The sequence below is a fragment of the Azospira sp. I09 genome, assembly GCF_009177135.1.
GTDB classification, from domain to species: Bacteria; Pseudomonadota; Gammaproteobacteria; order Burkholderiales; family Rhodocyclaceae; genus Azospira; species Azospira oryzae.
In genome coordinates this window covers 1,225,983-1,251,415 of record NZ_AP021844.1, presented here as the reverse complement: position 1 = coordinate 1,251,415, position 25,433 = coordinate 1,225,983, and the positions used below count along the sequence as shown (strand labels likewise).

At 67.3% G+C, this 25,433-nt stretch carries 23 protein-coding genes; 8 read left to right on the top strand and 15 right to left on the bottom strand.

Translation table 11 applies throughout. From position 1 onward, the window contains the following. Positions 1 to 26: 26 nt before the first annotated feature. The 3 genes from epsC to AZSP09_RS05780 form a co-directional block, all read right to left on the bottom strand. On the bottom strand, positions 27 to 1,025 hold the full coding sequence (gene epsC / locus AZSP09_RS05790) for a serine O-acetyltransferase EpsC (protein WP_172974705.1): 999 nt from the start codon (positions 1,023 to 1,025) through the stop codon (positions 27 to 29). Between the two features lie 2 nt (positions 1,026 to 1,027). Further along, positions 1,028 to 1,570, bottom strand: coding sequence for a rhodanese-like domain-containing protein (locus tag AZSP09_RS05785; RefSeq protein ID WP_152089439.1), 543 nt, complete (start codon positions 1,568 to 1,570; stop codon positions 1,028 to 1,030). Positions 1,571 to 1,830: 260 nt separating this feature from the next. Continuing rightward, positions 1,831 to 2,784: a LysR family transcriptional regulator gene (locus AZSP09_RS05780; protein ID WP_172974704.1), complete on the bottom strand. Its 954-nt coding sequence runs from the start codon at positions 2,782 to 2,784 to the stop codon at positions 1,831 to 1,833. Positions 2,785 to 2,923: 139 nt separating this feature from the next. Here AZSP09_RS05780 and AZSP09_RS05775 point away from each other — a divergent pair, with 139 nt between their 5' ends. Both AZSP09_RS05775 and AZSP09_RS20120 read left to right on the top strand, forming a co-directional pair. Continuing rightward, a complete protein-coding gene (locus tag AZSP09_RS05775) occupies positions 2,924 to 4,072 on the top strand; it encodes an iron-containing alcohol dehydrogenase (RefSeq protein ID WP_152089438.1) in 1,149 nt (382 codons plus the stop codon). Then, the gene (locus AZSP09_RS20120; RefSeq protein ID WP_197739062.1) at positions 4,044 to 4,427 is read left to right on the top strand and encodes a hypothetical protein; all 384 of its coding nucleotides are present in this window, start codon (positions 4,044 to 4,046) and stop codon (positions 4,425 to 4,427) included. Before AZSP09_RS05775 ends, AZSP09_RS20120 begins: the two co-directional genes overlap by 29 nt. Positions 4,428 to 4,705: 278 nt before the next feature. On the opposite strand, the gene AZSP09_RS05765 is transcribed toward AZSP09_RS20120, so the two are convergent. Both AZSP09_RS05765 and AZSP09_RS05760 read right to left on the bottom strand, forming a co-directional pair. Further along, positions 4,706 to 5,347 (bottom strand): DUF1109 domain-containing protein, encoded by a 642-nt coding sequence (locus AZSP09_RS05765; protein ID WP_152089437.1) that lies wholly within the window; start codon positions 5,345 to 5,347, stop codon positions 4,706 to 4,708. Beyond that, entirely contained in the window at positions 5,344 to 5,916 is a 573-nt protein-coding gene (locus tag AZSP09_RS05760) for a sigma-70 family RNA polymerase sigma factor (protein WP_152089436.1), read from the bottom strand. Before AZSP09_RS05760 ends, AZSP09_RS05765 begins: the two co-directional genes overlap by 4 nt. Positions 5,917 to 6,104: 188 nt before the next feature. On the opposite strand from AZSP09_RS05760, the gene AZSP09_RS05755 reads away from it, so the two are divergent. The 4 genes from AZSP09_RS05755 (at position 6,105) to msrA (ending at position 8,534) form a co-directional block, all read left to right on the top strand. After that, on the top strand, positions 6,105 to 6,701 hold the full coding sequence (locus AZSP09_RS05755; RefSeq protein ID WP_152089435.1) for a cytochrome b/b6 domain-containing protein: 597 nt from the start codon (positions 6,105 to 6,107) through the stop codon (positions 6,699 to 6,701). 10 nt (positions 6,702 to 6,711) lie between these two features. Beyond that, positions 6,712 to 7,500, top strand: a complete 789-nt coding sequence (locus tag AZSP09_RS05750) for a molybdopterin-dependent oxidoreductase (protein ID WP_152089434.1) — start codon at positions 6,712 to 6,714, stop codon at positions 7,498 to 7,500. Positions 7,501 to 7,564: 64 nt separating this feature from the next. Further along, a complete protein-coding gene (locus tag AZSP09_RS05745; protein WP_152089433.1) occupies positions 7,565 to 7,831 on the top strand; it encodes a pentapeptide MXKDX repeat protein in 267 nt (88 codons plus the stop codon). 64 nt (positions 7,832 to 7,895) lie between these two features. Then, complete coding sequence (msrA, locus tag AZSP09_RS05740) at positions 7,896 to 8,534, top strand: peptide-methionine (S)-S-oxide reductase MsrA (protein WP_152089432.1); 639 nt, start codon at positions 7,896 to 7,898, stop codon at positions 8,532 to 8,534. Positions 8,535 to 8,557: 23 nt separating this feature from the next. Here msrA and AZSP09_RS05735 read toward each other — a convergent pair whose 3' ends face one another. From AZSP09_RS05735 to AZSP09_RS05705, 7 genes are all read right to left on the bottom strand, one after another. After that, positions 8,558 to 9,418: a CoA-transferase subunit beta gene (locus AZSP09_RS05735; RefSeq protein WP_197739061.1), complete on the bottom strand. Its 861-nt coding sequence runs from the start codon at positions 9,416 to 9,418 to the stop codon at positions 8,558 to 8,560. 97 nt (positions 9,419 to 9,515) lie between these two features. Continuing rightward, positions 9,516 to 10,523, bottom strand: a complete 1,008-nt coding sequence (locus tag AZSP09_RS05730; RefSeq protein ID WP_152089431.1) for a CoA transferase subunit A — start codon at positions 10,521 to 10,523, stop codon at positions 9,516 to 9,518. Then, positions 10,513 to 11,649 carry an SCO family protein gene (locus tag AZSP09_RS05725; RefSeq protein ID WP_152089430.1) on the bottom strand — a complete coding sequence of 379 codons (1,137 nt, stop codon included), beginning with the start codon at positions 11,647 to 11,649 and terminating at the stop codon, positions 10,513 to 10,515. The genes AZSP09_RS05730 and AZSP09_RS05725 overlap by 11 nt, the downstream gene beginning before the upstream one ends. An 11-nt stretch (positions 11,650 to 11,660) precedes the next feature. Further along, positions 11,661 to 12,515, bottom strand: coding sequence for an ABC transporter permease (locus AZSP09_RS20550; RefSeq protein WP_152089429.1), 855 nt, complete (start codon positions 12,513 to 12,515; stop codon positions 11,661 to 11,663). A 35-nt stretch (positions 12,516 to 12,550) separates the two neighbouring features. Continuing rightward, positions 12,551 to 13,360: an ABC transporter ATP-binding protein gene (locus AZSP09_RS05715; RefSeq protein WP_014237185.1), complete on the bottom strand. Its 810-nt coding sequence runs from the start codon at positions 13,358 to 13,360 to the stop codon at positions 12,551 to 12,553. Continuing rightward, positions 13,357 to 14,403: an ABC transporter substrate-binding protein gene (locus AZSP09_RS05710; RefSeq protein ID WP_014237186.1), complete on the bottom strand. Its 1,047-nt coding sequence runs from the start codon at positions 14,401 to 14,403 to the stop codon at positions 13,357 to 13,359. The genes AZSP09_RS05715 and AZSP09_RS05710 overlap by 4 nt, the downstream gene beginning before the upstream one ends. A gap of 135 nt (positions 14,404 to 14,538) precedes the next feature. After that, a complete protein-coding gene (locus AZSP09_RS05705; RefSeq protein WP_152089428.1) occupies positions 14,539 to 15,486 on the bottom strand; it encodes an EAL domain-containing protein in 948 nt (315 codons plus the stop codon). 326 nt (positions 15,487 to 15,812) lie between these two features. Between AZSP09_RS05705 and AZSP09_RS20545 the strand changes: the two genes are divergently transcribed. Beyond that, on the top strand, positions 15,813 to 16,916 hold the full coding sequence (locus tag AZSP09_RS20545) for a methyl-accepting chemotaxis protein (RefSeq protein ID WP_014237188.1): 1,104 nt from the start codon (positions 15,813 to 15,815) through the stop codon (positions 16,914 to 16,916). A gap of 17 nt (positions 16,917 to 16,933) precedes the next feature. Here AZSP09_RS20545 and AZSP09_RS05695 read toward each other — a convergent pair whose 3' ends face one another. The 3 genes from AZSP09_RS05695 to AZSP09_RS05685 form a co-directional block, all read right to left on the bottom strand. Beyond that, a complete protein-coding gene (locus AZSP09_RS05695) occupies positions 16,934 to 19,918 on the bottom strand; it encodes an ATP-binding protein (RefSeq protein WP_152089427.1) in 2,985 nt (994 codons plus the stop codon). Between the two features lie 198 nt (positions 19,919 to 20,116). Next, positions 20,117 to 21,208 carry an alanine dehydrogenase gene (gene ald / locus AZSP09_RS05690; RefSeq protein ID WP_152089426.1) on the bottom strand — a complete coding sequence of 364 codons (1,092 nt, stop codon included), beginning with the start codon at positions 21,206 to 21,208 and terminating at the stop codon, positions 20,117 to 20,119. Positions 21,209 to 21,275: 67 nt separating this feature from the next. After that, entirely contained in the window at positions 21,276 to 22,064 is a 789-nt protein-coding gene (locus tag AZSP09_RS05685; RefSeq protein ID WP_152089425.1) for a ferredoxin--NADP reductase, read from the bottom strand. Between the two features lie 143 nt (positions 22,065 to 22,207). On the opposite strand from AZSP09_RS05685, the gene AZSP09_RS05680 reads away from it, so the two are divergent. Then, positions 22,208 to 25,429: a DUF748 domain-containing protein gene (locus AZSP09_RS05680; RefSeq protein ID WP_152089424.1), complete on the top strand. Its 3,222-nt coding sequence runs from the start codon at positions 22,208 to 22,210 to the stop codon at positions 25,427 to 25,429. Positions 25,430 to 25,433: the final 4 nt, after the last annotated feature.

Below are 25,433 nucleotides of genomic sequence, written 5' to 3'. Positions count from 1 at the left end.
TTGTTGAAAAGTGAAATCGGGATGAATCAGGCTGCGGCGGCCTTGAGCGGCGTCGGCGGCGGCAGGGAGTGCTGCGAATGTTGGGAATCGGCCTGGGTCACGTGGCTGCCCGGGGGCACGCTGTGGGTGAGCCAGACGTTGCCGCCGATGCTGCTGCCCTTGCCGATGGTGATGCGGCCCAGGATGGTGGCGCCGGCGTAGATCACCACGTCGTCCTCGACGATGGGGTGGCGTGGCTGGCCCTTCTCCAGGTTGCCCGCCTCGTCCGTGGCGAAGCGCTTGGCGCCCAGGGTGACGGCCTGGTACAGGCGCACCCGCTGGCCGATGACGGCGGTTTCGCCGATGACCACCCCGGTGCCGTGGTCGATGAAGAAGCCGGCGCCGATGGCGGCCCCCGGGTGGATGTCGATGCCCGTTTCGGCGTGGGCCAGCTCGGCGACGATGCGGGCCAGCAGGGGCACGCCCAGGCGATAGAGCTGGTGGGCCAGGCGGTGGTGGATCATGGCCACCACGCCCGGGTAGCAGAGCAGCACCTCATCGACGCTGCGAGCTGCCGGGTCGCCGCTGTAGGCCGCTTCCACGTCGGTGTCGAGCAGGGCGCGGACCTGGGGCAGGGCTTCGGCGAAGCTGCGCACGATATGCACGGCCCGCTCTTCCACGGCGCCGTCGGCGGCCGGCTGGTGGCGGGCGGCGTAGCAAAGCTCCAGCCGCACCTGGCCGAGCAGGGCTTCCAGGGCCGCGTCCAGGGTGTAGCCGATGTAGTAGTCCTCGGTTTCCTGGTGCAGCTGGGCCGGGCCCAGGCGCATGGGAAAGAGGGCGCCCTGCAGCTGGGTGACGATCTCCTGCAGCACCTCCCGGGAGGGCAGCTCCCGGCCGCCCACGTCCTTGTGGCGCTGCTGGCGTTCGCGCCAGCGCTCCCGCTCGGCCCGCAGTTCGGCGACGATGCGGCCCAGGTCCCACTTGGCGCCCGGGCGCTGGCCCTGGGGGCCCTGGGACTGGCCGCAGCCGTAGGTGGGGGCGGCCATGTTCAGTCCTGCACCCAGGGCAGGGCGGCGTGGCGCCAGCCGCCCAGGGCACCGCGTTGCTGCTGCTCGTCCAGGTCGCCCTCGAAGCCTTCGAGGATGTTGTAGACCTGGGTGAAGCCCGCCTTGGCGGCGGCCTCGGCGGCCAGGGCCGAGCGCTTGCCGCTGCGACAGAGCAGCAGCACCGGCTGGTCCTTTTTCACCTTGGCTTCCAGCTCCTTGACGAAGCGGGGGTTGCGGTTCAGCGCCGTGCCGGTGGCCCAGGCCACGTGCAGGGTTTCGGGCACATGGCCGACGAACTTGCGCTCTTCGGCGGTGCGCACATCCACCAGGGCCGCGGCGCCGTTGGAGAACAGCTCCCAGGCTTCCTTGGGCGTGACGCCGCCGGCGTAGGGCGTGCCCTGGGCCTGGGCGGTGGCCCGGGCACGTTCGAGAATGGGGTGGCTGGTGGTGGCGCTGGGGGCGGGGGCGGATGACGCCTGGGCGCCGGCGTGACGGGATGGGGCGGCACCGTTGGCGAAGGCGGTGCTGAGGGCTTGAACTGGCATGGCGCTTTTCCTCCTGGGTGGATGTCCGGCAGACGGCAGGGCGTCGTTGCGGGCGATGGAGGCAAGCCTAGTGGGGGAGTGTTTATTATGAAAAATACTATTTTGAAATGCCTATATTGCTAATTTGAATATATGCAATTGTGCTGACCGGCGGGCGGGCCGGGAATGTGTCGCTGATGACAGGTAAAGCTCCACAGGCGCCTGTTCAAGGGCGCAGAAAGGGCCGCCCCAGCCCAGTGAGGCGGCAGGGCTGATTACGCCTACTGTGCCGCTGCCGCCGCCCGGGCCAGTTCCTCCCGGCTCAGTACGAACTCCCGGCTGTTGGCCAGCCGTTCCACCGCCAGGTCGATGAAGCGCCGCACCCGGGCCGGCTGGGCCCGGCGGCTGCCGTAGTAGATGAACATCTGGTAGCTGTCGGTCATGTGTTCCGGCAGCAGGGGCACCAGGCGTCCGCTGCGGATCAGGGCGGCGCCGGTGGGCACGGCGATCTGGGCGATGATCTCGCCGGCCAGCACGGCGTGCAGTTCCAGTTGTTCGTCGTTGGTGCAGAAGGCCGGGCGCACCGGGTGGTCCTGCTCTCCATCGCCCACCTTGACCCGCCAGGGAATGATGCGGCCGTCTTCGGAGTGGCGGAAGACGCTGCAGCGGTGGGCCTCCAGATCGTTGAGGCTGCGCGGCACACCGTGCCGCCGCAGGTAGCTGGGGGCGGCGCAGATCACCATCTGCATGGGGAAGAGGGGCCGGGCGATGAGGCCTTCCTCCGGTGCCGCGCCCAGGCGAAAGCCCACGTCCACCCGTTCCTCCACCCAGTTGCTGCGCCGGTCGTCGAGCTGGATGTCCGGCTGCACCTCCGGGTAGAGGCGGCAGTATTCCTCGATCACCGGGCCGATGACCGATACGGAAACCGAGCGGGGGCCGACGATGCGCAGGGGCCCGGCCAGGTCTTCCCGGGTCTGCCGGGCGCCGCTCAGGGCCTGTTGCAGGCCCAGCAGGGAGGGCCGGGCCGCCTCGAAGAAGCGCTGCCCTTCTTCCGTCAGGGACATGCTGCGGGTGGTGCGGTGAAAGAGCCGCACCCCCAGGTGCTGCTCCAGCTGGCCCAGGGCCTTGCTGGCGGCCTGGGGGGATATCTGCTGGGCCGCCGCGGCCTTGCTCAGGCTGCCCAGTTCCACGGTGTGGATGAAGGTGGCGATGGAGCGCAGTTCGTTGATGGCCATGGGGCTTTCCGTGGTTATTTACATCGAATGGTTGTAAATAATACAAACCATTTGGCGGTAGTTGGATGTTTGTTGCCCCGCTACAGTTCGCCCATCGCGTTTTTCGATGCGTCCCCATTCCCTTCAGGAGGATTCTCAAATGGATAACTTCACTTTCTTCAACCCCACCCAAGTCGAATTCGGCAAGGACAAGGAACAGGCCATCGGTCGCCATCTGGCCGAGCACGGCATCAAGAAGGTGCTGCTCTGCTACGGCAGCGAGCGCATCAAGCGGGACGGCCTCTTCGCCGTGGTCAGCAAGAGCCTGGCGGAGCAGGGCATCGCCTTCGTCGAATGCGGCGGCATCGTCAGCAACCCGGTGATTTCCAAGGTGCGGGAGGCCATCGCCCTGGCCCGGGATCATCAGGTGGAGGCCATCCTCAGCGTCGGCGGCGGTTCCGTGCTGGACAGCTCCAAGGCCATCGCCGCCGGCGTGCCCTACGCCGGCGACGTGTGGGATCTCTTCATCGGCAAGGGCCGCATCGAATCCGCCCTGCCGGTGTTCGACATCCTCACCCTGGCCGCCACCGGCAGCGAGATGAACAACGGTGCCGTGGTCACCAACGAAGCCACCCAGGAAAAGTTCGCCATCACCTCCGTGCATACCTATCCCAAGGTCTCCATCGTCAATCCGGTGCTGATGAAGACCGTCTCCCGGGATTACCTGGTGTATTCGGCGGCGGACGTCATCGCCCACGCCATCGAGGGCTATTTCACCGCCAAGGACGAGCCCCGCTTCCAGTCCCGCCTGGTGGAGGCCATCATCAACACGGTGATCGAAACCACCGAAACCCTGCTGGCCGACCCGGAAAACTACGAAGCCCGGGCCGAGTTCGCCTGGGCCGCCACCCAGGCCCTCAACGGCCTGCTCTATGCAGGCATCTCCGGCTACAGCTACCCCAACCACATGATCGAGCACTCCCTCTCGGCCCTCTTCAACGTGCCCCACGGCGCCGGCCTCTCCGTGGTCATGCCGGCCTGGATGAAGTGGTACCACAGCCGCAACCCGGTCCAGTTCCAGCGCTTCGCCAAGTACGTGTTCGGCGTGGAAACCGCCGAGCAGGGCATTGCCGCCCTGGAGAAGTGGTTCGACAAGATCGGCACCCCCACCCGCCTTTCCCAGCTGGGCATCAGCGAGGCCGACCTGTCCAAGACCATCGACAACGTGCTGGGCAACGCGGTCCATTTCGGCGTGGCCGAGACCTATCCCCGGGAGGTGGTTGCCACCATTCTCAAGAGCGCTCTGTAAGCTGGAGGACGCGGTCATAAAAAAGCGGATTGCCGCAGTCTCCACCGCCGGCCTGCTGGCTGGCGGCGCCCTGGCCGATGAAGCAGGGAGCGGTGCAGGTGCCGAAGCGGGGGAGGTCCGGGTAACCCGGATCGGTGCCCAGGCCTCGGTAGCCGGCCCGGTACAGACCATCCGGGCCGGCGACACGGTGTGGATACCGCCCGGGGTCAAGCACTGGCACGGCGCCGCGCCTACTACTGCCATGAGTCACATCGCCATCGCGGAATCCCTGGACGGCAAGGTGGTGGACTGGCTGGAGCAGGTCAGCAAAGCCCAATATGAGGTACTGCCGGATGCCCTACTGGCGGTCCAATGAAGCAAGGAGTCAAGGATGGTGATGTTGCGAAAGTGCCACCAGGGCTGCTGCCGTGTCACAGTCGCCGTTGCCCTCCAGCGTGGGCGTTATCCCGAGTTCCTGGGTGACAGGTCGGGCTGTGCGCAGGGGCTCCAGGGACGGATCTGACTCCCCCCGAGGCTATGCTCCGCAGTGCGGAACGGGCATCCCTAGCCCGGCCCGTGTCCCACGCTGCGCCAGCGGTAGGCTGTTTGCTAAGGGGCTGACAACCGCCGTATTTTGAGGGCTCCTGATGCTGCCTACCAGCGCAACAGCCGGTGGCTGAGGAGGGCGCCGGCCAGGGCCGGAATCAGCATGCCCAGCAGGTACCAGAAGCCGATGAAGGGGGCTGCCATTTCCGGGCAGTGCAGGCAATACACCAGAGCCGCCGTGGTGCCGGAGAGCAGGCCGGCGGCGAAGCCGGCGAAGCGGGTGTGGGTGGGGGCCAGGCCTTTCATGGCCCACATGATGCCGGCGAAGAGGGGAATGGAGAGCATGGCGATCAGCAGGGGACAGCTTTTCCAGGTGGCACCGAAGAAAAGCTGTTGGCGCTGTTCTGGCGGGGAGTCGAACAGGATGAAGGCGGCCAGACCCCACATCAGCACGACCGGGGCGGCAATCAGGCCGGCCACCGGCTCCAGGCTGGCGCCGGGGCGCGACAGGCGCAGTACGGCGAAGAGGGCGGCCCCCAGCAGGGCGGCGACGAAGCCGACCTTGAGCCAGAAGGCCGGCAGCAGCAGGGCTTGGGCCAGATCGCTGCGTACCTGAAGCAGGACAGCCATCAACAGACCGGCAGCAGGCAGGCCCCAGAGCATGGCCTGGGCGTAGCGGCGCTCTACTGCATGGGGGGCAACGGCGCATTCACCGCTGGCGAGCAGGGCGACAAGTTGTTCGGTTTTCATTGCTTACCTCTGATTTTCTCCGCCAGTGCCTTGAGGCCCCGATGGACGGCGACCTTCACGGCCGATTCGCTCATTCCGGTCAGTTTTGCGGTTTCGCCAACCGACAGTCCTTCCAGCTTGGTGTGCACGATCGGTAGGCGCTGGCGCTCGGGCAGAGCGTCGAGCAGCTTGTTGAGGTCGCGTCGCGCCTCGGCAGCTTCGGTGTCGGCCATGCTGAATATTTCCATGCCCTCATCCAGCGAATCGGTCTGCTGTTCGTGGCTGGCCCGCCGCCGCCACAGGTCTACCAGCTTGTAGCGGGCAATCGCCTGGACCCAGGCCGAGAGAGGCTGGCCGGGGTCGTAGGTGTGGCGCTGGTTGTGGATGGCCAGCAAGGATTCCTGCACCAGATCCTCCACTTCGTCAGACAGGTTTATCAGGCGTTTGCGCAGGAAGGCCCGCAGATGGGCACTCAGCTCGGCGAGAAACGTCTGGTAGGCCTTGTTGTCGCCGGCCAGACCGCGCACGAACAAGTCCCTCAGGCGCTCTTCCCTGGCGCGAAAGACCTCTTGTCTGTTTGTTCGTTGCATGGATGCCTTCGGTTACAAGTCGCCCAAAAAAATAGATGGGAGGCTGCCGGAAAAATTTTTGTTCGGGACTGTAACCAATCGCCCACTGCCGACGAACTACTTCCCAACAAACGCGCATTGTCCGAATTTTCAACGGCCACTGCGCCGAGCAGTGTATAGCGCAAACCGAAGGAATTTAAAGGGTCGTCATGTCCGCCGAGTTCTCCATCATCCATCCCGTCTGGTTACGTCTGACCCATTGGCTGAATGTGGTCGCGGTGGTCATCCTGGTCATGAGCGGCTGGCGGATTTACGACGCCTCTCCCTTCTTTGCCTTCAGCATTCCCAAGGAAATGACCCTGGGGGGCTGGCTGGGCGGGGCCATTCAGTGGCACTTCGCGGCCATGTGGCTGCTGGTGGCCAATGGCCTCTTCTATCTCCTGCTCAACGTCTGCAGTGGGCGCCTGTGGCGAAAGTTCTTTCCCCTCTCGCCCCGGGCAATTCTCCGGGACCTGGCGGCGGCCTTCAAAGGACAACTCTCCCATGCCGACCTGAGCCATTACAACGCGGTGCAGCGGGCCGCCTATCTGTTCGTTATCGCCGACTTGGTCTTGCTGGTGCTGTCCGGGCTGGTGCTGTGGAAGTCGGTGCAGTTTCCCATCCTGCGGGAGCTGCTGGGGGGGTATGAAGCTGCCCGCCGCATTCACTTCATCGCCATGGCCGCCCTGGTGGCTTTTGTGGGAGTCCATGTGGCGATGGTCGCCCTGGTGCCCCGCACCCTGATTGCCATGATCCGTGGCCGTTGAGGAGTAACCCATGTCTGTCAAAAAGAACCGCCCCAAACTGACTCAGGGTGACCAGGTGCTCCGGGATGCTTTCAAGGATGTGGGCAAGTACATCGAAATGCCTGCCCGTCGTGCCTTCCTGCAACGATCCATGACCCTGGGCGGGCTCTCCCTGCTCACCGGCTGCGCCATCACCGACGACGAAAGCGTCGAGTCCGCCCTGCTCACCATGTCCCGTTTCAATGACCGGGTCCAGGGCTGGCTGTTCGATCCCAACCGGCTGGCGCCGACCTACCCGGAGTCCATGATTACCCGCCCTTTCCCCTTCAATGCCTTCTACGGGGAGGACGAGGTTCCGGAGGTCGATGCTGCTGCTTTCCGCCTGGAAGTGAGCGGCCTGGTGGCCGACCGGCATGCCTGGACCCTGGCGGAGCTGGGAGCCCTGCCCCAGGTGGTGCAGATCACCCGTCACATCTGCGTTGAGGGCTGGAGTGCCATCGGCCGCTGGGGCGGGGTGCCCTTTGCCACCTTCCTGCGTCGGGTCGGCGCCGACCTGGGGGCCAAGTACGTGGGCTTCAAATGCGCGGACGACTACTACACCAGCATCGACATGGCCACGGCCCTGCATCCCCAGACCCAGCTTGCCCTGAGCTACGACGGTCAGGTGTTGCCACCGCGTTACGGCTTTCCCATGAAGCTGCGCATGCCCACCAAGCTCGGCTACAAGAACCCCAAACATATCCAGGCACTTTTCGTCACCAACACCTACCCCGGGGGCTACTGGGAAGACCAGGGGTACAACTGGTTCGGCGGCAGCTGATCATTTCGGCTGCCCTGATCACCCGGCATTTTCGCCATGCAACATTTTTACTAAGGAAACCACCATGAAAAAGCTCACTGCAATCCTGATGTCCTCCTGCCTGATGTTCGCCGCCAGCGCCACCTTCGCCGACGAGATGATGAAGAAGGATGGGATGGCCAAGGACCACATGGCCAAGGATGAAATGAAGAAAGACGGCATGGCCAAGGACCACATGGCCAAGGACGAAATGAAGAAGGACGGCATGGCCAAGGATCACATGGCCAAAGATGGCATGAAAAAGGACGCCATGAAGAAGGATGGCATGGCCAAGGACGAAATGAAGAAGTAAGTCTGGCGGCGGGCGGGGAACGTAGAAGTTCCGCCGGCCCGCCCGCGTTTTCCAGGAGTTGCCCATGTCCAAATCAAATACCAGGCTTTCCGTGCTCGCCTCGTTGGCACTGCTTGCCGCCGGCCCATCTGGGGCGGCGGCCTCGGGCGAGCCGGTGGGCGGCAGCAGCCGGTTGCAGACTGCGGTTTTTGCCGGAGGCTGCTTCTGGGGAGTGGATGCGGTATTCCGGCACGTCAAAGGCGTGGTTACGGTGGAATCCGGCTATGCCGGCGGCAGCGGCGACAGCGCCAGCTATGAACAGGTCAGCTCCGGCACCACCGGCCATGCCGAAGCGGTACGGGTGAGTTTCGATCCGGTGCAGGTCTCCTACCGGCAATTGCTACAGGTGTTTTTCGGCGTGGCCCACGATCCAACCCAGCTCAACCGCCAGGGCCCGGATGTCGGCAGCCAGTATCGTTCCGCCATTTTCTATGGCGACGGAGCCCAGCAGCAGGCTGCGGCGGAGGCCATCCAGCGTCTGGATGCCGCCAGAGGGGGCGGTGCCCCCATCGTGACCCAGGTGGCGCCTCTCCGGCAGTTCTATCCGGCCGAGGCCTATCACCAGAATTACCTGGCCTTGCATCCGGCCCAGCCCTATATCGTCATCCACGATTTGCCCAAGCTGGGCAAGCTGCGGCAGCGCTTTCCCGATCTCTATCGCTAGCCGCAGCAGTTCCGCCGCAGTACCTACTTCTCCCGCCGCAGCATCCCCGTCACATCCACCCGCCGCAGGGCTTCCACTTCGGCCACGGTGGGCGGGGCGATCATGCTGGCGTGGCGGAAGACTTTCAGGTCCCAGCCGGTCTGGGCCCGCACTTCGTCCACGCTGGAGAAGGGGTAGTAGGCGTCGAGCCAGAACTCCTTGGTTTCCGGATGGGGCCGCAGGATGCCCAGGGTGGTGACGATGGCGGAAGGGCCGCCGCCGACGAAGCCGTAGCGGGCCCGGGCGTCGCCGCCTTCGAGATAGCCGGGGGAGGAGATGTAATCCACCTTGTCCACGAAGCGCTTGGCCTCGTGGGTAACCATGATCACCGTGCGCTTGGCGCCGCTGGCGATGTCGTTGGCGCCGCCGGCGCCGGTGAGGCGGGTCTTGGGCGGGGTGTAGGTGTCGCCCAGGCCCTGGCCCTTGCTGCGGTCCCAGATTCCCGTCGTATTGACGTTGCCGAACTTGTCCACCTGGGCGGCGCCGATGAGGCCCACGTCCACCCGGCCGGAGGCGACGAGGAAGCCCAGGGCGTCCAGGCCGCCGGTGAAGCTGGTGGCGTTGGCCGAGAGCCGGTTGCATTCGATGCCCCAGGGCAGGCCGCCGATGGGAGTGGCGCCGTAGATGCCGCCTTCGGTCATGGAGCGGATGTTGGGGCCGTGGTGTTCCTGGGCGAAGTAGCCGGCCAGTAGCGACAGGCCGACACCGAAGATGGCCAGTTCGCCATCCTTGATTTCCCGGCCGGCGGCGATGGCCATCATTTCCTGGCGGGAGTAGCGCAGGGGCCCCTTGCGTTCGGCGGCCTCCGGGGCGGAGTCGGTGCGGGTGGCGGTTGCGGTGCTCATCAGGCGGCCCTCTCAGTCAGGGGAGTGGTATGCAAAGGGAAGTGGCGTCGTGGGCTGGCCGCCCTCGCGTGGCTCGCAGCTACGCAGGCTCGGTGGCTCATGCGGCCCTCTTCAGAATGTGATTTTCAGCTTGCAGCTGTTCCACCTTGGCCCGGTCCAGGATCCACTGGCGATAGGGGTCCAGGAGGAAGCGGGTGGGGCTGTCTTCCAGTTTGGAGATGACGTCCTGGCCGATGAGGTTGAGATAGGCATCCACGGTCTGGTAGGAAAAGATGTAGCGGTCGATGTAGCGGAAGGTGCCTTCTTCCGTGGCCAGCCATTCGTTCATCAGCTTCATGTGGGCTTCGTCCACGTCATGCACGCCGGGGGAGGCGGCGGGCCAGGCGGAGAAGGGCCACCACACCACGGCGTCCACGATCAGGCCGGGGATGCGCACCAGGTTGGGGTACTGGCGCATGCAGTCTGTGTCCACGATGTGGTCGGCCACCAGCACCAGGCGCTTGGCGGCCCGGGAGAGTTCGAAGCGGCTCCACTCGGAGCCGATCATGATGGCGTTGCCCTCCGGGTCGGCCAGGGTGACGTGGATCACCGCCAGGTCGGGCTTCAGAGGCGAGTAGGCGCCTAGGGTGCGGCCGGAGAAGGGGTCGGCGATCTCGGGAATCTTGCCCGTGGCCGGGTATTCCTCGGGGGCGAAGGCGCTGCGCTGCTGGATGTCGGAGCCGATACAGGTGGTGGCGGGGACGAAGGGCCAGTTGAGGGCGCCGCCGAGAAAGCGCAGGGCCATGGCCAGGTTGGAGTAGTCCTCCAGGGCCAGCTTGCCTTCTTCGACGACGCGGCGCAGGCCGTTGGCAAAGCCGAAGCCCTCCAGGCCGGAGAAGCCCACCTCGGCCTTGTCCACCGTGCCGGCAGCGGCCAGCAGGTTGAGCTGCTGGGTGTTGCAGTGGAACAGGGCGTGCAGGTTGCGCCGGCCCTGGCGCACCAGTTCGCGGCCGAAGGCGATGGCGTCGGCGCCCACCGGCAGGCCGGCGCCGCTGGCGTACTGGATGCCGTCGCCGGCGTAGCGCTGGGCGGCTTCGGCCAGGGGCAGGAGTTTGTTAATGGACATGGCGGGGATTCCCTTGCGTGAGGTGCTGATCGGTGGCGACCTGAATGGTTTTGTCGCTGTGCTTGGGCTCGGCGGCAAGCAGGCCCAGGTCGGCGGCGAGGGCGCCGACCGGCTGGCCGTAGGGCGAGAGGCCGCGCAGGACGCCGGCCTTGTCGAAGAGGAAGACGCCGGCGGTGTGGTCCAGGGTGTAGCCCATGCTCTCGGAGGGCTGGCGTTCGGCCACCAGCTGCAGTTCCCGGATCAGGTCGGCGGTGGCGCTGTCGCCGCCCCACAGGCCGAGGAAAGGGCGGCCGCCCTGGGGAGCGAAGGCTGCCACGTATTCCCGGAGCAGGGCGGCGTGGTCCCGCTCCGGGTCCAGGGTGACGAAGAGCACCTGCACCTGGCGGCGCTGGGCGGCGGGCAGGGCTTCCACCGCGGCCTTCAGTTCGGCCAGGGTGGTGGGGCAGACGTCGGGGCACTGGCTGTAGCCCACCGCCAGGGCCACGGCCTGGCCGCGGAAATCGGCCAGGCGGCGCACCTTGCCGGTGGTGTCGGCGAGGCGGAATTCGGGGCGGCGGGGCAGGCCGGCAGCAGGCGCATCGGCTTGTAGCCGGGGCGCGTTGGCCGCCTGGGCGGCCCTGGCCCTGGCGCCGGCGAAGGGGTATTGCTCGTATTCGGCCTTGGCCACGTACTGGCCGAGGCGGCTGAAATCGGCGGCGGCCAGGGTGCCGGTATGGCGGTAGAGGAATTCGCCCCGGCCGTCGAAGAAGGCGAAGGAAGGGGTGGCGAAAGCGCCGAGCTGCCGTGCGAAGTCGCCCGCCGAGCCGCGCCGGCCGGCGAGATCGAGGATGGGTTCGCTGCGGGCTAGATCCACCTTGACGCTGCGGTAATGCCGGCTGAAGCGGGCCGTCACGCCTGGGTCCTGGAATACCGTGCGTTCCATCTCCCGACAGCCGGGGCAGTCGGGCAGGGTGAAGGCGACGGCCAGCTTCCTGCCCTCGGCCCGGGCGGCCCGGGCCTCGGCCTGCAGGTCCGTGGCTTCCCGGGTGAAGAGTGGGGAGAAGCGGGCTTCCCCGGCGCCCGCCGCAGCGGAGGCCAGGGCAGCAAGGAGGGCCAGCAGGCCCAGGATGCGTGACGGTGACGGCATGGCGGATTTTCTCAGCGCACCCAGAAGAGGGCCTTGTGGCGCAGCTTGTCCAGGCCGGTCATGGCGAGCCAGGTGACGAGGCCGGTGTAGAGGATGCCGGCCACCATGCGCGGGTAGTCGGCGAAGTCGGCGTAGTACTGCACGAAGCGGCCCAGGCCGGCGTTGGCGCCGAACAGCTCGGCCACGGTGAGCAGGATGAAGGAGAAGCCCAGGCCCACGGCGGCGCCGGAGAAGATGTGGGGCAGGCTGGCGGGGAACACCACCTTCACCAGGGTTTCCAGGCGGGAGAAGCCCAGTACCCGGGCGTTGTCCCGGTGCCGGCCTTCCACCGCCAGGGCGCCGGCGGCGGAGTTCTGGAAGACGGGCCAGAAGGCGCCGATGAAGACGACGAAGGTGGCGGAGAGGTGGAAGGTGGGCAGCACGGCGATGGCGTAGGGGATGTACACCGTGGGCGGGATGGGAGCCGCCACCTTGGCGAAGGGGAACAGGCCGCGGCCGACCCCCGGCACGATGCCGGCCACCAGGCCGAGGGCGACCCCGGCGGCGACGGCCAGCAGGTAGCCCGGAGCCAGGATGAAGAAGGAGGAAACGGTGCCCTTCCACAGTTCCGGCAGGGATTCCCACAGGGCCTCGGCGACGATGCGGGGGCCGGGCAACAGGGGGTTGGCGCTCTGGTCGATGAAATAGGTGGAACCCTGCCAGGCCAGGAACAGCACGGCCCACAGGGCCACGGCTTCCCAGGCGGGGAGGCGGGAGAGGAGGGCCGGGAAAAGGCCGGAGTGGGGGGCAGAGCGGCCCTGCCGGGGCGTCTTGTCCACCAGGGGCGAGGCCAGGGCCTCGCCTTCCAGGGCTAGGGATTCGGACATGGATTTCTCCTTCACATCAGTTCAGTACGTTGGCCTTACGCCGCCGCCAGGCCGGACAGCACGTCCGCGTCCAGGCGTTCGGCGATGTCCTCGCGCAGGGCGTGGAAGGCCGGGGAGGCGAAGAGGCGGGCCCGGTTGCGCGGCCGCTCGAAGGGCACCTCGATCTGGGCCAGGACCCGGCCGGGGGAAGCTCCCAGCACCGCCACCCGGTCGCCCAGGTAGAGAGCCTCGTCCACGTCGTGGGTGACGAAGACGATGGTGCGGCGCGGGCTGGTGCTCTGCCACACTTCCAGCAGCAGGTCCTGCAGCTTGCCCCGGTTGATCGGGTCGAGGGCGCCGAAGGGTTCGTCCATCAGCAGCACCGGCGCTTCCAGGGCCAAGGCCCGGGCGATGGCGGCGCGCTGCTGCATGCCGCCGGAAAGCTGGAAGGGGTACTTGCCGGCGGCGTCCGCTAGGCCCACCCGGCCCAGATAGTCCCGGGCCTTCTCCCGGCGTTCGGCGCGGGAGAGCTTGGGGTGGGCCTTGGCCACGGCCAGGGCCACGTTGTCTTCCACCTTCAGCCAGGGGAAGAGGGAGTAGTTCTGGAAGACCACGGCCCGGTCGATGCCGGGGCCGGTGATGGTGGCGCCCTGCCAGGCCAGACGCCCGTCGGTGGGAGCTTCCAGGCCGGCAATGAGGCGCAGCAGGGTGGATTTGCCGGAGCCGGAAGGCCCCAGCAGGGTGAGGAACTGCCCCTCGGGCACTTCCAGGGCGACCCGGCGGAGGATGGTGTCTCCCTCGCCGTAGGCGAAGGAGACGTTATCCACCGCCAGACCGGTGGCGCTGGTCTGGGCGGCGTTGCTCACAGGGTGTCCCTTTCCTTGAATTCCTTGAGGCGGGCCTGGTAGAAGGCGTCCTTGGGATTTTCCCTGGCCAGGGATTCCAGGGCCTTCTGGTAGATGGAGAGTTCGAAGATGGGGGCCAGGGGGCGCTTGCCCTCGATGAACTCGGAACCGATCATGGACAGCCAGAACTTCTCCACGCCCTTGACGTTGGGGTCGCTGCGCTGTTCCAGGTTGGGGGAGTAGTAGCCCTTCTCCAGGATGGCCCGATCCAGCTTGATGTACTTGGCGATGGCGTCGATGGTCTCCTTGCGGTGCTCGGCGGCGTACTTCTCGGCCTGCAGCACGGCGCGCAGGAAGCGTTCCAGGGTGGCGGCGTCCTTCAGCTTGTTGCCGGAGACGATGACGCGGCAGCAGGGGTGGCCGGGGGAGAGGTCGCCGGAGCGCACCACCACCTTGAGGCCCTGCTGTTCGGCGCGCAGGTCATGGGGACCCCACACCAGGCCCGCATCCACCTGGCCGGACTTGACGGCCTCGATCACGGCGGGCGGATTCTTCAGTTCGAAGATCTGCAGGTCGCTCTTCCAGTTGATCTTGGCGTCCTTCAGGGCGCCGCGCAGCACGGCGTCGCCGGAGGCCAGGCGCACCGTGGCGACCTTCTTGCCCTTGAGGTCGGCGAGGCTGCGGATGGTGCCGGCCAGTTCGGGCTTGACCACCAGGGCCGCGTCCTGGCCCATGATGCCGCCGATGATCTTGATGTCCGAGCCCTTGGAGTAGAACAGCAGGGGCGCGGTGGTGCCGAAGGTGCCCACGTCCAGCTTGCCGGCGATGACGGCATTGATGCCGTCGGCGGAGTTCTGGAATTCCACCAGTTCCACCTCCAGGCCTTCCTTCTTGAAGAAGCCCTGTTCCTGGGCGACGAAGTACTTGGCATGGCCGGTGACGGGCAGGTGGCCCACCTTGAGGGTCTCGGCCTGGGCGCCGGCTGCAGCGGCAGCCACCGCCAGGGCCGCCAGCAGACGCTGGGGCAGGCGCTTGAGGAAGCGGGAGGTACGGGTATTTTTCATGGAAGCTCCTGGCTCGATTCGTGAATGGACGGTGCCACTATAGGAAAGCTGGTTAATAACCGAAAAATAATGAATTAAGATTTAAATAGTTCGTTTGGTTATATATTGGGCAAGCCGACACTTGAGGGGCAGCGTTCAGGCGGCCTGCCGCTGATGTTCCGGCAACGGGTCGAAGCCTGCGTGGGGGGCGGGAGCTGCAGGGGGGCTGCCAGCGGCTGCCGGGAAGGGCGTGGCGATGCCGGTGTCGAGCAGGGCATGGCGAGCGGGCAGGCATTCCCGGGCCGGGCGGGCCAGGTAGTAGCCCTGCAGCTGGTCGGCGCCGGCGTCGATGGCGATGGCCAGCTGGTCCGCCGTCTCGATGCCCTCGAAGACCACCCGGGCCTCCAGGTCGTGCACGATTTCCACCAGGCGGGGCAGCACGCGCCGGGCCTTGGGATTGGTGCCGGCCTCGACGATGAGGCTGCGGTCCAGCTTGACCACGTCCGGCTCCAGTTGCCACAGGCGGTCGAAGTTGGAATGGTGGCGGCCGAAGTCGTCGATGGCGATGCGGTAGCCCCGGGAACGGTAATTGGCCACCGCCTCCTTGATGCGGCCGGAGTCGTCGATGGCGCTTTCCAGGATTTCCAGCACCACCCGCTCCGGGGTCAGGCCCAGGCGTTTGAGGATGGCTTCGAAGACCAGGCCGTGGTCGCCGGAAATGGCCAGCAGGTGCCGCGGATGGATGTTCAGGTAGAGGTCGCCGCCGCTGCTTTTGGTCTGCAGCAGGTAGTTGAGGGCGTGCACGGTGCGGGCCAGGCGGTCGAGGAAAACGATTTCCTCCCCGTCCGTGGGCAAAACGAAGACGGCTTCGGGGGCGAGGGGGCTGCCGTCGGCAGCGGTGGCGCGGAGCAGGGCTTCGTGGCCGGAAACCTGGCCGCTGCGGGCGTCGGTGATGGGCTGGAAGGCGCTGTCCAGGGTGAGGCCGGCAAAGCGGCCGGTGACCCGGTTGTGGGCGAGGCTGAGGGAGTCGCCGGGGCTCAGGTGGGGGCCGTACTGGCTGCGGTTACGGTCGTTCAGGTAATGGACGAGATCGGTCAGGGGCATGGTGTTCTCCGGAATCTGGTGATGTGCTTGATGAACTGCGCCATGGGCGGACGCTGGGTCTGGCGGATGGTGTTGGGCACATTCGACAAGGCGGGCAGGCGTTCCGGCGGGTCATGGTGTTCTCCTGGGTTGGGAGCGGATGGCCGAACTTTAGGCTATCTGCTTAAGCGTTAAAAAGACTTAATAGTCTTTTGTTTATTCGTTATAGGAATAATAAATGGGCGGAGCCGTTTTTAGCCTGGATCAAATGCACGGGGGTATAGCCGAGTAAAATGCTCAACTATTAAATCCCGACAAATTTTGTCGGATATTCTCAGGAGAGCATCATGTTGTGGGGCAAAAAGCAGCGGCGGCTGGCGCAATTGGAGCAGGAAGTGCGGCAGTGGGCGGCCCGGGACGAGCAGGCCCGGGCAGAAATCCAACGCCTTGAGGCCGAGGCCGGACAGTGGCGGCAGCAGGCGGAAAACCTGGAGCAGGAACGCCAGAGCCTGGGCCGGGTGTTCGGCAGCCTGGATGCCTTCGGCGCCTCCCTGGCCGGGGTCAGCCAGTCCTTCGTCGGCCTCGCCGGCCATCTCAACCAGGACAAGCTCTCCGCCGCCGAGGCTGCCGGCCAGGCCCTGCACAACCGGGAATCCTTCGCCCGCATCGCCAGCAACCTCACTTCCCTGGTGGAGCACCTGGGCCACTCCTCCCGGCGGGTGGAAGACCTGGCCCGGCGGGCCGGGGAGATCGGTGGCATCGTTCAGCTGATCAAGGAGATCGCCGACCAGACCAATCTGCTGGCCCTCAACGCTGCCATCGAGGCGGCCCGGGCCGGCGAGGCGGGCCGGGGCTTCGCCGTGGTGGCCGACGAGGTGCGCAAGCTGGCGGAGCGCACCACCCGGGCCACGGTGGACATCGGCACCCTGGTCACCACCATCCAGACGGAAACCGGCGCCGCCCACGACGCCATGCAGGCCGGTGCCGGCAATGCGGCCCGCTTCGCCGCCGACAGCGAGGCGGCCATGCGCAGCATGGAAGCCCTGCAGGGCCTTTCCGCCGCCATGGAGGCCAGCGTGGACGGGGCCGCCCTGCTGGCCAATGTGGAACTGGCCAACCTGGAGGAACTGAGCCTCAAGCTGGAGGTGTACAAGGTCTTTCTCGGCATCTCCGGCCTGCGCCCGGAGCAGGTGCCGGACGAGACCGAGTGCCGCCTGGGTCGCTGGTACTACGATGCGGAGGTGAAGGCCCGCTTTGCCCGCCTGCCCGGCTACAGCGCCCTGGAATCGCCCCACCGGGCGGTGCACCAGCGGGCCCGCCAGGCCCTGGAACTGCACTACGCCGGCCGCACCGAGGAATCCCTGCAGGCCCTGGCGGCCATGGAAGAGGCCAACCAGACCGTGATGGCGGGCATGGGCCCCATGCTGGGCCACGCCCTCTCCGGCCGCTGAGCCGCCGTGCCGGCGCCTTAGCCGGGGGCCGCTGGAGTCGACGGGGCTGGCGGGGCCGGTTCGTTTTCCGGCAGGGGCAGGGTGAAGCAGAAGCTGGCGCTGTGGCCGGCTTCGCCCCTGGCCTCGATGCTGCCGCCGTGGCGATGCACCACCCGCTGCACCGTGGCCAGGCCGATGCCGATGCCGGGGAATTCGTCCTGCCGGTGCAGCCGCTGGAAAGGCTGGAACAGCTTGCCCACCTGGGCCATGTCGAAGCCGGCGCCGTTGTCCGCGATACAGAACTGGATCTGCTTTTCCTGGCGCCGGGCATGCACCCGGATCAGGGGTGCCGCAGTGCGGGCCGTGTATTTCCAGGCGTTGCCCAGCAGGTTGCGCAGCACCACCTCGATCATGCGGATGTCGCCCCGGGCGACCAGGCCGTCTTCCACCTGCCAGGCCACCCGGTGCCCGGGCTCGCTGCGCGCCAGTTCCTCCAGGATGCGCCGGGCCAGGGCGGAGAGGTCGATGTCGTCCCGCCGCAGTTCTTCCCGGCTGCTGCGGGAGAGGGTCAGCAGACCCTCGATCAGGGCGCCCATCTGCTGGCCCGAGGCGATGATGTGGTCGAGGAATTCCCGGGCCTCCGCCGGCAGGGCGGTGCCGTAGTCCTCGATGATGGCCCGGCTGAAGCCGGTGATGGCCCGCAGGGGCGCCCGCAGGTCGTGGGAAACGGCGTGGGCAAAGCTGTCCAGTTCCCGGTTGGCGGCCCGCAGCTCGGCGGTGCGCTCTTCCACCCGCCGCTCCAGGTCGGCGTTGAGACGGTGGATTTCCCCTTCCGCCTCCTTGCGCCGCTGGATGTCCTCCACGGCGGCGATGAAGTACTCCGGGCTGCCGTCCGCCGCCCGCACCAGGGAGACGGTGAGGTTGATCCACACCAGGTGGCCGTCCCGGTGACGGTAGCGCTTTTCCATGGCGTAGCTGTCGATCTCGCCGGCCAGCAGCCGATGCATCTGCTCCAGGTCGCTGTAGAGGTCGTCCGGGTGGGTGATTTCCTGGAAGGTGCGGCCCAGCAGTTCTTCCCGGGCGTAGCCGATAATGTCGCAGAGGCGCTGGTTCACCAGCAGCCAGCGCCCGTCCGGCGCCACATGGGCCATGCCCACGGCGGCCTGGGAAAAGGTGGCGCGGAAGCGCTTTTCGCTCTGCCGCAGCAGGTCCGCCGCCTGCAGCCGTTCGGCGAGGAGGCTGCCCACCCGGGCCAGCAGTTCCTCCACCGAGAAGGGCTTGTTGAGGAAGTCCTGCACGCTGTCCTGCAACAGGCGGATGCGCAGGTCCTCGTCGGCCTTGGCGGTCAGGATCACCACCGGCACCCCGGCCAGGGCCGGCTCCTGGCGCAGGGCCTGGACCATGCGGTCGCCGCTGAGGCGGGGCATCATGACGTCGCTGACGATCAGGTCCGGCGTCTGGCGACAGGCCATTTCCAGGCCTTCCTGGCCGTCCCGGGCGGAGGCGACGCGGTAGTGCCGGCCCAGGGCCTCGCAGATGAAGGCGTTCATGTCCGGGTTGTCTTCCACCACCAGCACTAGGGGCAGGGCCGCATCTGCCCGGCCCTGGCGGTGTTCCGGTGATGCGGGGGGCGGCTGCAGTTCTTCCAGGGCCTGGCGGCTGAGGTCGCCGGGAAGGGCTTCGCCCTGGGCCTGCAACTGGGTGCCGGGGGGCGCCAGCAGGGGCAGTTCCAGGATGAACAGGGCGCCGCCGGAGGGGGCGGCATCAATACGGACGCTGCCGCCATGGAGCTGGGCCAGTTCCCGCACGATGGCTAGGCCCAGACCGGTGCCGCCGTGGTGGCGGCTGCTGCCGCCCTCCACCTGGCGGAAGGGCTCGAATACCTGCTCCCGCATGGCTTCGGGAATGCCCGGGCCGTTGTCCTCCACCTCGATCCGGGCCTGCCCGCCGGCCGCCGTCAGGCGCAGCTGGATGGCGCCGCCGTCGCCGGCGAACTTGAAGGCGTTGGAAAGAAGGTTGAGCAGGATGCGTTGGTACTTTTCCGCATCCACCTGGGCCGTCAGGTCCGGCGGCGTGGTCACGACGTAGCGGACGCGGCGGCCTTCGGCCAGGGAATCGAAGTGGGAGGCGATGACCCGTGTCAGGTGCGCCAGGTCGCCCTCCGTGTAGTGCATGACCATGCGCCCGGCTTCCAGCTTGGCCACGTCCAGCAGGTCGTTGACGTGCCGGTAGAGCATGCGGGCGTTGCGTTCCACCACCTCCAGGTCCCGCCGCAGGGCGGGCGCCAGGTCCGGGTCGGCCAGGTGCTTGCCGACGGGGCCCAGGATCAGGGTCAGGGGGGTGCGCAGTTCGTGGCTGATGTTGGCGAAGAACTGGGTCTTCAGTTCATCCAGTTCCCGGGTCTTCTCGTAGAGCCGGGCCAGCTCGGCGTTGGCCTGGTGCAGGCGCAGGTTGTTTTCGGCGATGGTCTTGGAGCGGGCGTAGATGTCCGCCTCCATCTTTTCCGCCTGCTGCCGGAGGGAGTCGGTGATGCGGCTCTGCTCCAGCTTCTGTTCCCGCAGCATGACGAACTCGGTGACGTCCTCGGCCTTGTGGATGATGTAGCGCAGCCGTCCCTCGGCATCGAGCACCGGGGTGTTGATGGGCGTCCAGTAACGCACCTCGAAGCCGCCGCCCTGTTCCGGCGGGCGCCGGATATCGTATTTCTGCACCGGCATCAGGTCGGGCTGCCCCGTCTGCAGCACCCGTTCCAGGGAGGCCCGCAGGTTGTGCACGCCGTCGGCGGCAGGATCGTCCGGGTTGTCCGGGAAGATGTCGAACATGTCCCGGCCCAGCATGTCCTCCCGCCGGGTCAAGGTGGCCTCGGTATAGGCGCTGCTGACGGCGATGACCCGCAGTTCCGGGTCCAGGGCCAGGCAGGGGGTGGGGATGCATTCGAAGAGGGCCTGGAAATCAGGGGGGGCAAAGGAGTGCTCCCGGGGCGTCCGGGATGTGGCGCTGCCTGCCTCGGTTGGACTGCTCATGCCGCTACCTCCAGGGGCCCGGTATGCGGGGCCGGGGGCGCCGCCGCACGCTACAGCTCGGGGAGTGATCCGCCGGTTCGGATGGCTTGCATCGCACCGGAGTTGATGGATTTGACTTTCTCCTTTTCGAGGGGGCGGATCAAGGGCTAGTTCCCCGGGGCTATGACCAGGGTCATAGCCCCTTGGTGAGGGCCGGGCTCAACCCGGATTGCCCTGCAGGGCGGCGGCCACCGCCCCGTGCACGATGCGGCCGGCGTTGACGTTGAGGCCGGCGGCCAGGTGGGGATCGTCTGTCGTGGCCTGCCGCCAGCCCTTGTCGGCCAGGGCCAGGACGAAGGGCCGGGTGGCGTTGTTGAGGGCCTGGGCCGAGGTACGGGGCACGGCGCCGGGCATGTTGGCGACGCCGTAGTGGATGACCCCGTCCACGACGTAGGTGGGGTCCGCATGGGTGGTGGGGCGGGAAGTCTCGACGCAGCCGCCCTGGTCGATGGCCACGTCCACGATGACGCTGCCGGCCTTCATCTTGCCGACCAGGTCCCGGTCCACCAGACGCGGCGCGGCGGCGCCGGGCACCAGCACGGCGCCCACCAGGAGGTCGGCGCGAACGGCGTAGGCTTCGATGGTCTCCCGGGTGGCGGCGACGGTGCGCACCCGGCCCGGGTACTCCCGGTCCAGGGCCTCCAGCTTGGACAGGGACAGGTCCAGCACCGTCACTTCGGCCCCCAGGCCCACGGCGACGCGGGTGGCGTGGCTGCCGACGACGCCGGCACCGAGCACCACCACGTGGGCCGCCGGTACCCCGGGCACGCCGCCGAGCAGCACGCCGCGGCCGCCCTGGGCCTTTTCCAGCCAGTGGGCGCCGACCTGTACCGCCATGCGCCCGGCTACCGCCGACATGGGCGCCAGCAGGGGCAGGCCGCCGACGGCGTCGGTGACCGTCTCGTAGGCCAGGGCGGTGCAGCCGGAATCCACCAGGGCCTGGGCCTGGCGCGGGTCCGGGGCCAGGTGCAGGTAGGTGAAGAGGGTCAGTTCCGGGCGCAGGTAGGGGAATTCGGCCGGCTGGGGCTCCTTCACCTTGACCACCAGATCGGCACGCCAGGCAGAAGCCGCATCGGGCACGATGGTGGCACCGGCGGCGGCATAGGCGCCGTCGTCGTAGCCGACACCCTGGCCGGCCCCCTGTTCCACCAGCACCTGATGGCCCCGGGCGGTGAGTTCGCGGACGGTGGCCGGCACCAGGCCGACCCGGTATTCGTGGACCTTGATTTCCTTGGGTACGCCGACCTGCATGGAAGTCTCCTTGGGCAAAGGGCTGCCGTTCAGTGTGCCATAGCCGCCGTGACGACGGCATGACCGCCTAGAAGGAATTTTCCAGGGCCACTTGACCCGGCTGGCCCCGCTTGGAGAGACGGCAGTCCTTGGCCTCCAGGGCCAGGCGGGTGTCCTCCACCATAGCCGGATTGCCGCACACCATGAGGCGGCTGTGGGCCGGGTCGATCTCCAGGCCGAGGGCCGCTTCCAGGCTGCCGTCGGCCAGCAGGGCCGGGATGCGCCGGCTCAGGGTGCCGGGCGGGGCAGTCCCATCCCGGGTTACCACCGGCTGGTAGCGCAGGCGGCCGGCCAGCTCTCCCACCAGGGGGTGGCCGGGCAGGGCGGCGAGCCAGTCCCGGTAGGTCAGTTCGGCGCCGTCGCGCACGCTGTGCACCAGGGCGATGTGCTGGTACTGCTGCCACACCGCCGGGTCGTTGAGGATGGAGAGGAAGGGCGCCAGGCCGGTGCCGGTGGCCAGCAGCCACAGGTCCCGGCCGCCCTGGAAACGGTCCGTGGTCAGGTGGCCCCAGGCCTGGCGGTCCACCGCCACCCGGTCGCCGACCCCGAGGCGGGCCAGGCGGGAGGTGAATTCGCCGTCGGGCACGGCGATGGAATAGAACTCCAGATGCTCGTCGTAGGCGGCGGAAACCATGGAGTAGGGGCGCCAGGCCAGGGAGCTGTCGGGGGCTGTGGTGAGGGGCAGGCCGAGGCGCACGAACTGGCCGGGGACGAAACGGAAGGACGGCTGGCGGGTCAGACGGAAGGAGAAGAGCTTGTCCGTCCAGCGTTTGAACCAGGTGATGCGTTCCACCGAATACTTGTCGCCGGCGTCCATGGACGGCCTCCCTTGAGCTGGTTTATTTCCTAGTAAATTAGTCGGGAATTTGGCCGGGCAGTTCCCGGACGTGACCAAGGTCGTACCGGATTTCCCATTCGTCGTAATAAACTGGCGTCACACCATAAGAAAAGAGCATTGCCATGACTGCCTCCGCACCCCGACAGAACAACGATCTCTCCACCCGGCTCCAGGCCGGCCTGCAACACCTGCAACCCCGCCTGCAAGCCTTCGCCCGCCACCGGCGGGTGCGCCAGGGCGCCTGGGGCCTGGGCATCTTCCTGGTGCTGTTCGGCCTCCTCGGCTATTTCTGGCTGCCGGGCTTCGCCAAGGTCAAGCTGGAATCCCTGCTGGCCGAGGAATTCGAGCGGCCGGTGCGCATCGAGCGCATCCAGGTTTCCCCCTACACCCTGTCGGCCACCATCAGCGGCTTTGCCGTGGGGCAGCGCGGCGCCGATGCCAGCGTGCCGGCGGAACAGCGTCTGCTGGGCTTCGACAGCCTGCACGTGAATATCTCCTCCATGAGCCTGGCCCGGGGCATCCCGGTGGTGAGCGAAGTCAAGCTGGTGGGGCCCTATGTGCACCTGGTGCGGGAGGAGGGCAACCGCTACAACATCTCGGACCTGATCGAGAAATGGACGGAAAAGCCCTCCGAGGGGCCGCCGCCGAAATTCTCCGTGGCCAACATCGCCGTCGAGGGCGGCCGCATCGACTTCGACGACCGGCCGGTGAAGGTCAGCCACCACATCACCGACCTGGCCCTGGGCATTCCTTTCCTGGCCAACACGCCGGGCACCGTGGAATCCTTCGTCGAACCCCATTTCGCCGCCAAACTCAACGGCGCGCCCCTGTCCCTCGGCGGCAAGCTGCGTCCCTTCGCCCCGGGCAAGGATGCGGTGGTGGATGTGGAAATCCGGGACTTCGACCTGGCCGGGGTGGATGCCTACATTCCCGCCAACATTCCCCTGACCGTCACGGCCGCCAAGCTGGAAGGCGATCTGGCGGTGACCTTCAGCCAGGCCGAGGGCCAGGCCCCCAGCGTCGGCGTCAGCGGCGACCTGGGCATCAAGGGTGTCGCTGCCAAGGGTAACAAGGTGGGGCTGCAGGTGGGAGCCATCCAGCTGGGCATCCAGCGGGCCACCCTGGACGATGCCAAGGGCGTGGACCTGAAGCTGGCCGTGCGGGATCTGGCCTTCTCCCGGGACGGCGAGAAGCAGCCCTTCCTCGGCTTTTCCGCCCTGACCCTGGATGGGGTGTCGGTCAATCTGGTCAGCCGTCAGGCCAAGGTGGCCGGCATCACCCTGGAAAATCCCCAGGCCGGGGTACATCGCCTCAAGGGCGGCGAGGTGGATCTGCTGCAGTCCCTGGCTGCCCTGGCGCCTACGCCGGCGGCCCCGGCCAAGGCGGCTCCCGCCAAAGTCCCGGCCAAGGCAGGTGGTACGGCCGGGGTCGCCAAGGCGCCGGCGCCCTGGGGCTGGCAGGTGGCCCAGCTGCGGGTCGGTGGCGGCAAGCTGCGCTATACGGACGACAATCTGGAGAAGGTGCCGCCCCTCAGCGTGGACGGCCTGGACCTCCATGTGGCCGGCCTTTCCTCCGCCGCCGGCAGTCGCAGCCAGATCGGCATCGAGGCCCGCATCAACGAACAGGGACGCTTCAAGGTGGAGGGGGCGGCCGCCCTCGCGCCCCTGGCCGCCGATCTGCAGCTGGATCTGGAACAGGTCAATCTGGTGGCCCTGCAGGGCCTGGCGGCGGAGCAGCTGAACGCCCTGCTGACCAAGGGCGACCTGACGGTGAAGGGCAAGCTTAAGGTGGCGGCTGGGGCCGCTGGAGCCGCTCCCGGCGTGGCCTTTGACGGCGACGTCAATCTCACCGACTTCAACGTGCTGGACAAGCTCAACGCCACCGACCTGTTGCGCTGGCGCAGCCTGCGCCTGACCGGGGTCGAGGCCGGCAGCGTGCCGCCCCGCTTTGCCGTGGGCGAGATCGCCATCACCAGCTTCTACGCCCGGGCCATCCTGTCGCCCGAAGGCCGCCTCAACCTGCAGGACATCGTGCGCCAGGACGAAGGCGCCAAGCCGGCCGCCGCTGCGCCTGCCGCTTCCGCCGCCGCCGTGCCGGCGACGCCGGCTGCAGCTCCTGCCCCCGTCGCTGCCCCGGCCAAGCCCGCCGGGCCGGCGCCCCAGATCCGCATCGGCAAGGTGGCGCTGGCCGGTGGCAACATCAACTTCACCGACCGTTTCATCAAGCCCAACTACAGCGCCAACCTGACCGACCTGTCGGGCCGCATCGGCACCCTGGCGGCGGGCAAGCCGGCGGAGCTGCTGATCCGGGGCAAGGTGGACCGCACCGCACCCCTGGATATCTCCGGCAAGATCGATCCCCTGGGCTCGCCCATCGCCCTGGATGTGCAGGCCAAGGCCCGGGGCATCGAGATGTCCTCCTTCACACCCTATTCGGGCCGTTACCTGGGCTACACCATCGAGAAGGGCAAGCTCTCGGTGGATGTGCAGTACAAGGTGGAGAAGGGCGAGCTGCAGGCCCAGAACAAGATCTTCATCGACCAGCTGACCTTCGGTGACAAGGTGGAAAGTCCCAACGCCCTGGGCATTCCCATCGGCCTGGTGGTGGCGCTGCTGAAAAACTCCCGGGGCGAGATCGACCTCAACCTGCCGGTGCAGGGCTCCCTCAACGATCCCCAGTTTTCCATCGGCGGCATCGTCGGCAAGATGATCCTCAACCTGGCGACCAAGGCGGTGACTTCGCCCTTCACCCTGCTGTCCTCCCTCTTCGGCGGCGGTGAGGAACTGTCCTACGTGGCTTTCGATGCCGGCCATGCCCGCATCACCCCGGAGGTGGAAAAGCGCCTGGAAACCATCGCCAAGGCCCTGCGCGAACGTCCGGCCCTGGAACTGGAAATCACCGGCACGGCCGATCCGGCGGCGGAGCAGGAAGGCCTCAAGCGCGCCATCCTGGAGCGCAAGGTGCGGGCCCAGAAGCTGGCCGAGCAGGCCAAGGGCGGCAAGGCCTCCGGCAGCATCGCCGCGGTTACGGTGAGCGCCGAGGAATATCCGCGCTACCTGGAAAAGGCCTACAAGGAGGAATCTTTCAAGAAGCCGCGCAATTTCATCGGCCTCACCAAGAGCCTGCCGGTGGCGGAGATGGAAGCCCTGATGATTGCCAACATCCCCGCCGAAGAAGAGGAGATGCGCCAGCTGGCCCAGCGTCGCGGCACGGCGGTGCAAACCTGGCTGGTGGAGAAGGGCGGCATTGCGGCCGAGCGCCTGTTCCTGCTGTCGCCCAAGGTGGGCGGCGAAGCACCCAAGGGGGCGCCGGTGGGCGGGCGCGTGGACTTCAGCCTGCAGTAGGGGC

Excerpts from the sequence above, each read along its gene's own strand:
- epsC (WP_172974705.1), bottom strand. The coding sequence starts at position 1,025 with ATGGCCGCCCCCACCTACGGCTGCGGCCAGTCCCAGGGCCCCCAGGGC.
- AZSP09_RS05785 (WP_152089439.1), bottom strand. The coding sequence starts at position 1,570 with ATGCCAGTTCAAGCCCTCAGCACCGCCTTCGCCAACGGTGCCGCCCCA.
- AZSP09_RS05780 (WP_172974704.1), bottom strand. The coding sequence starts at position 2,784 with ATGGCCATCAACGAACTGCGCTCCATCGCCACCTTCATCCACACCGTG.
- AZSP09_RS05775 (WP_152089438.1), top strand. The coding sequence starts at position 2,924 with ATGGATAACTTCACTTTCTTCAACCCCACCCAAGTCGAATTCGGCAAG.
- AZSP09_RS05765 (WP_152089437.1), bottom strand. The coding sequence starts at position 5,347 with ATGAAAACCGAACAACTTGTCGCCCTGCTCGCCAGCGGTGAATGCGCC.
- AZSP09_RS05760 (WP_152089436.1), bottom strand. The coding sequence starts at position 5,916 with ATGCAACGAACAAACAGACAAGAGGTCTTTCGCGCCAGGGAAGAGCGC.
- AZSP09_RS05755 (WP_152089435.1), top strand. The coding sequence starts at position 6,105 with ATGTCCGCCGAGTTCTCCATCATCCATCCCGTCTGGTTACGTCTGACC.
- AZSP09_RS05750 (WP_152089434.1), top strand. The coding sequence starts at position 6,712 with ATGTCTGTCAAAAAGAACCGCCCCAAACTGACTCAGGGTGACCAGGTG.
- AZSP09_RS05745 (WP_152089433.1), top strand. The coding sequence starts at position 7,565 with ATGAAAAAGCTCACTGCAATCCTGATGTCCTCCTGCCTGATGTTCGCC.
- msrA (WP_152089432.1), top strand. The coding sequence starts at position 7,896 with ATGTCCAAATCAAATACCAGGCTTTCCGTGCTCGCCTCGTTGGCACTG.
- AZSP09_RS05735 (WP_197739061.1), bottom strand. The coding sequence starts at position 9,418 with ATGAGCACCGCAACCGCCACCCGCACCGACTCCGCCCCGGAGGCCGCC.
- AZSP09_RS05730 (WP_152089431.1), bottom strand. The coding sequence starts at position 10,523 with ATGTCCATTAACAAACTCCTGCCCCTGGCCGAAGCCGCCCAGCGCTAC.
- AZSP09_RS05725 (WP_152089430.1), bottom strand. The coding sequence starts at position 11,649 with ATGCCGTCACCGTCACGCATCCTGGGCCTGCTGGCCCTCCTTGCTGCC.
- AZSP09_RS20550 (WP_152089429.1), bottom strand. The coding sequence starts at position 12,515 with ATGTCCGAATCCCTAGCCCTGGAAGGCGAGGCCCTGGCCTCGCCCCTG.
- AZSP09_RS05710 (WP_014237186.1), bottom strand. The coding sequence starts at position 14,403 with ATGAAAAATACCCGTACCTCCCGCTTCCTCAAGCGCCTGCCCCAGCGT.
- AZSP09_RS05705 (WP_152089428.1), bottom strand. The coding sequence starts at position 15,486 with ATGCCCCTGACCGATCTCGTCCATTACCTGAACGACCGTAACCGCAGC.
- AZSP09_RS20545 (WP_014237188.1), top strand. The coding sequence starts at position 15,813 with ATGTTGTGGGGCAAAAAGCAGCGGCGGCTGGCGCAATTGGAGCAGGAA.
- AZSP09_RS05695 (WP_152089427.1), bottom strand. The coding sequence starts at position 19,918 with ATGAGCAGTCCAACCGAGGCAGGCAGCGCCACATCCCGGACGCCCCGG.
- ald (WP_152089426.1), bottom strand. The coding sequence starts at position 21,208 with ATGCAGGTCGGCGTACCCAAGGAAATCAAGGTCCACGAATACCGGGTC.
- AZSP09_RS05685 (WP_152089425.1), bottom strand. The coding sequence starts at position 22,064 with ATGGACGCCGGCGACAAGTATTCGGTGGAACGCATCACCTGGTTCAAA.
- AZSP09_RS05680 (WP_152089424.1), top strand. The coding sequence starts at position 22,208 with ATGACTGCCTCCGCACCCCGACAGAACAACGATCTCTCCACCCGGCTC.